The 4,527-nt window shown below is 72.5% G+C and carries 4 protein-coding genes; 2 read left to right on the top strand and 2 right to left on the bottom strand.

From position 1 onward, the window contains the following. Positions 1–353: 353 nt before the first annotated feature. The gene (locus AADR41_RS41360; RefSeq protein WP_342287559.1) at positions 354–1,412 is read left to right on the top strand and encodes a type III polyketide synthase; all 1,059 of its coding nucleotides are present in this window, start codon (positions 354–356) and stop codon (positions 1,410–1,412) included. 108 nt (positions 1,413–1,520) lie between these two features. Next, complete coding sequence (locus AADR41_RS41355) at positions 1,521–3,215, top strand: bifunctional 3'-5' exonuclease/DNA polymerase (RefSeq protein ID WP_342287558.1); 1,695 nt, start codon at positions 1,521–1,523, stop codon at positions 3,213–3,215. Here the strand turns inward: AADR41_RS41355 and AADR41_RS41350 are convergent. Next, positions 3,178–3,390, bottom strand: a complete 213-nt coding sequence (locus tag AADR41_RS41350; protein WP_342287557.1) for a hypothetical protein — start codon at positions 3,388–3,390, stop codon at positions 3,178–3,180. The genes AADR41_RS41355 and AADR41_RS41350 overlap by 38 nt on opposite strands. Before the next feature lie 153 nt (positions 3,391–3,543). Then, the gene (locus AADR41_RS41345) at positions 3,544–4,377 is read right to left on the bottom strand and encodes a dioxygenase family protein (protein ID WP_342287556.1); all 834 of its coding nucleotides are present in this window, start codon (positions 4,375–4,377) and stop codon (positions 3,544–3,546) included. Positions 4,378–4,527 lie beyond the last annotated feature (150 nt).

The raw sequence follows: 4,527 nt of genomic DNA, 5'->3' as shown, positions 1-4,527 counted from the left end.
CCCCCGGCCCCTCCCGGGCCCCGACCGGCGCCCGGCGCCCTCCGCGGCCCCCCGCGCGGCGCCCCCGGCGGCTGCTCGGCGTGCGGCCCCGATCAGCCTGCCGTACCGTGATTCCGACGGCCACCCAAGCCGTGGCGGATCCACTTCCGCCCACGCACGGCTAGAACGTCAGTCTTCGACGGTCGGCCCGTCCGCGCCCGTTCCAGGGGTACCTGACCCGGCGCCGGAATCCACCAGTGAATCCACACCCGCGCAACGTCGCGTGTGCGGAACCGCGGTGGCCGCCTCCGGCCTGGAAGCCCCGGAACCCTCGGGCCCGGCCGTGTTGGACCATGCCCGCTAGGAGGAGTTCCATGGCGGTTCTCTGCAAGCCGGCCATCGCGGTTCCCGAGTACGTCATCACCAACGAGGAAACCCTCGACCTGGCTCAACGGTTGCACGGCGACCACCCGCAGATCGACCTGGTCCTTCGTCTCATCGAACACACCGGGGTGCAGAAACGGCACCTGATCCAGCCGATCGACAAGGTGTTGCAGCATCCGGGCTTCGACGCCCGCAGCGTCACCTACGAGAAACACACCAAGGCCCGGGTGCCCGAGGTGGTGCGACGCGCCCTCGACCAGGCCGAACTGGAGCCGAAGCAGATCGACTTGATCGTCTACGTCTCCTGCACCGGCTTCATGATGCCGCCGCCGACCGCGTGGCTCATCGGTGAGATGGGCTTCAGGCCGGAGACCCGGCAGCTGCCGATCGCCCAGCTCGGCTGCGCCGCGGGCGGTGCGGCGGTCAACCGGGCCCACGACTTCTGCACCGCGTACCCCGACGGCAATGTGCTGATCGTGGCCTGCGAGTTCTGTTCGCTCTGCTACCAGCCCACCGACCTGGGTGTCGGATCGCTGCTGTCCAACGGGCTGTTCGGCGACGGCATAGCCGCCGTCGTGCTCCGCGGCAGCGGCGGCACCGGGGTCCGCCTGGAGCGCAACGGCTCGTACGTCATCCCGGCCACCGAGGACTGGATCTCCTACGCGGTCCGGTCCACCGGGTTCCACTTCCAGCTCGACAAGCGGGTGCCCGGCACCATGGAACCCCTCGCACCGGCCCTGGAGGCGGTCGCCGAGGAGAACCAGTGGAACGCCGGCAAGATGGACTTCTACATCATCCACGCGGGCGGCCCGCGCATCCTGGACGACCTGAGCCACTTCCTGGACGTGCCGCCCGAGGCGTTCCGCTTCAGCCGGGCCACGCTCACCGAGTACGGAAACATCGCCAGCGCCGTGGTGCTCGATGCCCTCGGCCGCATGTTCGACGAGGCATCGGCCCTCGACGGCCACCGGGGTCTGATGGCCGGCTTCGGCCCCGGCATCACCGCCGAGATCTCGCTGGGCACCTGGACCAGCGAGTCCGAGTCCTGACCTCCGTCGCTCCCCCGGTCCCGGTGCCGTTCGCGGCGCCCCCGGGCCGGGGGACTCGCGCCGGCCGCCCACCGTCCGTTGTCAGTGCCGGGTGCCAGACTCGAAGGCATGACCGAACGGTGGGCTCTGGCCATGACGGAGACCGGCGGCGCCCTACTCGCCCCGCTGGCCCCCACCGGCCTGCCCGCAGCCCCCGTCGTGGCCGAACCCGACCTGGTGGCGGCGGTCCGCTCCCGCCCCGGCGTCACCCGCTGGGTGTGGCGGTCCACCGCCGAGATCTACCCGAGGCTGCTCGCGGCCGGCGTCCCCGTGGACCGTTGTTACGACATCGAGGTCGCCGAATCCATCCTCCTCGCCCACGAGGGCCGGCTCGGCGAGCCCCGCTCCGCGGCCGCCGCCCTCGCCCGTCTGCGGGGCGCTCCCGTACCCCCCGACCCCCCGGCCCGCTCCGCCGAGCCGGGCTCGCAGTCCTCGCTCTTCGAGCCCGGCTCCGGCGCCCGGCTCCCCTTCGAGGACCTGCTCCAGGTGTACGCCGACCAGCTCCGCAGGCACGACGCCGCCGCGCACCCGGGCAGGATGCGACTGCTCACGGCCGCCGAGTCGGCCGGCATGCTGGTCGCCGCCGAGATGAACAGATCCGGTCTGCCCTGGCGCGCCGATGTCCACCGGCAGGTCCTGAACGAGCTGCTCGGCGAGCGCTACGCGGGCGGCGGCGAGCCCCGCAGACTGGCCGAGCTGGCCGACGAGGTGTCCGCCGCCTTCGGCAGACGGGTCCGCCCCGACCTCCCCGCCGACGTGGTGAAGGCGTTCGCGCAGGCCGGCATCAAGGTGAAGTCCACCCGCCGCTGGGAGCTGGAGGAGCTGGACCACCCGGCGGTGAAGCCCCTCGTCCAGTACAAGAAGCTGTACCGGATCTGGACGGCGCACGGCTGGAGCTGGCTCCAGGACTGGGTGCGCGACGGCCGCTTCCGCCCCGAGTACCTGCCGGGCGGCACGGTCAGCGGCCGCTGGACGACCAATGGCGGCGGGGCGCTCCAGATCCCCAAGGTGATACGGCGGGCCGTCGTCGCCGACGAGGGCTGGCGCCTGGTCGTCGCGGACGCCGACCAGATGGAGCCCCGGGTGCTAGCCGCGATCTCCCGCGACCGCGGCCTGATGGAGGTGGCGGGCCACGACGGCGATCTGTACACGGCGCTGTCGGACCGGGCATTCCACGGCGACCGGGACCACGCCAAGCTCGCGCTGCTGGGCGCCGTCTACGGCCAGACCTCGGGCGACGGCCTGAAGAATCTGGCCGCCCTGCGCCGGAGGTTCCCGCTGGCCGTGGCCTATGTCGACGACGCCGCGAAGGCCGGCGAGGACGGCCGTCTCGTGCGGACCTGGCTGGGCCGGACCAGCCCTCCCGCCGTCGGGAGCGGGGCCGACGAGGAGGCAGGCATCCCGCAGGAGAGTGCCGACCCGCCCTTGGCCGACGGCGGGTTCACCCCCGGTTACGCGTCGTCGAACGCCCGCGCGCGGGGCCGCTTCACGCGCAATTTCGTGGTGCAGGGCAGCGCAGCCGACTGGGCGCTGCTGCTCCTGGCCGCCCTGCGCCGGTCGCTCGGCGCGGCGGGGCTGCGGGCGGAGCTGGTCTTCTTCCAGCACGACGAGGTGATCGTGCACTGCCCCCGGGAGGAGGCGGAGACCGTCGTGGAGGCGATCCGGGCGGCCGGTGAGCTGGCCGGGCGGACCGCCTTCGGTGAGACACCGGTGCGTTTCCCGTTCACTACGGCGGTGGTGGACCGTTATTCGGACGCGAAGTAGTGCCCGGGGCGGGCCCGGGTGCGGTGCCCGGGCCCTCGCCGAACCCGGCGAGCCCGTGGTCGTAGTGCGCCGGGCGCAGATGCTGATGCCGGTGCCGGGCGTTGAGCAGATGGATGACGAACGCTGCGATCGCGATCATCGCCAGGACGACCACGACCGTGACCAGGGTGTCCATGCGATACCGGCCCCCTTCGATGCGCAGGCCGACACGAGCGGCTCACCTGGAGCCGTATGTTTCCAGGCTACTCCGCCGTCCGGAGCGCGCCCCCGGGGAAGAGTCCCCGGGAGCGCACCCGCGCAGCGGCGTACCCCCCACTGAGCTGTCTGTCTACCCGCGTTCCCACAGCGCGGGGACGTTCGGCGGTTCCCAGCCGGCCATGGCCGAGTGCGCCTGCAGACAGCGATACGTGGCGCCGCCGTACGTGACGCGGTCTCCCGCGCTGTAGAGCGTCCCGGCCGCCCAGGTGGAACCGGGCGGGTCGGTCGGCGGATCGGTGGGCGGAACGGTCGGCCCCTGGTCGACGTCGAGGACGAAGTCGAACGTCCCCTCCCGCCCCGAGCCGATCTCCCGGACGTTCATCAGGAGCGCCGGGTCGAAGATCGAGTCGGTGTTGTTGCGCGGTTCGTCGGGGAAGTACAGCTGGGTGGTCAGGATGCCCGAGCCGGGCGCCTGGACCTTCACATGGATGTGGCGCGTGCGCCCCGGGTACAGCCCCGGCACGATCGTGGTCAGGCTGAAGGCCCCGGCCTGGTCGGTGAACTGGTGCCCGCGGAAGGCGAATCCGCTCATGTCGTACGCGCCGTTGGTGTCGGCCTGCCAGAAGTCCAGCAGCGCTCCGGGGACGGGCTTGCAGCTCCGCCCGAAGACATAGCCGCTCACGGTCAGCGGGACGCCGGGCGTACCTGCGGTCACCAGGCTCGTACGGAGCGGAGAGTTGGGCTTGAAGTAGGGCCCCTCGATCTGCTCGTGGGTCGGGCCGTCGCCGTCGTCGCAGTTCGGCGTGGGCACCAGCGGCCGGCCGCTGGTGCCGGCGTCGCGGGCCAGCGCGACGCCGCCGCCCGCGAGCAGCGGGACGGCTCCGGCCACGAGCGCGGCCTTGAGCAGTGTCTTGCGGCTGATCCGGCGGTCGTCGCCGGGGCCTTCGGTCGGTTCTGGGGTCATGGCTGATTCCTCGGGTGGGGGAAGGGCACGTGCATGACACGGAAAGGAGCGGGAGGTGCGCGCCGCCCGGCCGGGAGGCGTGGAGTTGTGGCCGGGCGGGCGCGATCATCGGCGGCGGCCCCGTCGGGGCCGCCGGACCGGCCGGTTCGC

Origin of the sequence: Streptomyces sp. CLV115 (assembly GCF_038448545.1) — a bacterium.
GTDB classification, from domain to species: domain Bacteria; phylum Actinomycetota; class Actinomycetes; order Streptomycetales; family Streptomycetaceae; genus Streptomyces; species Streptomyces sanglieri.
This window is presented reverse-complemented; position numbering and strand designations above follow the sequence as displayed.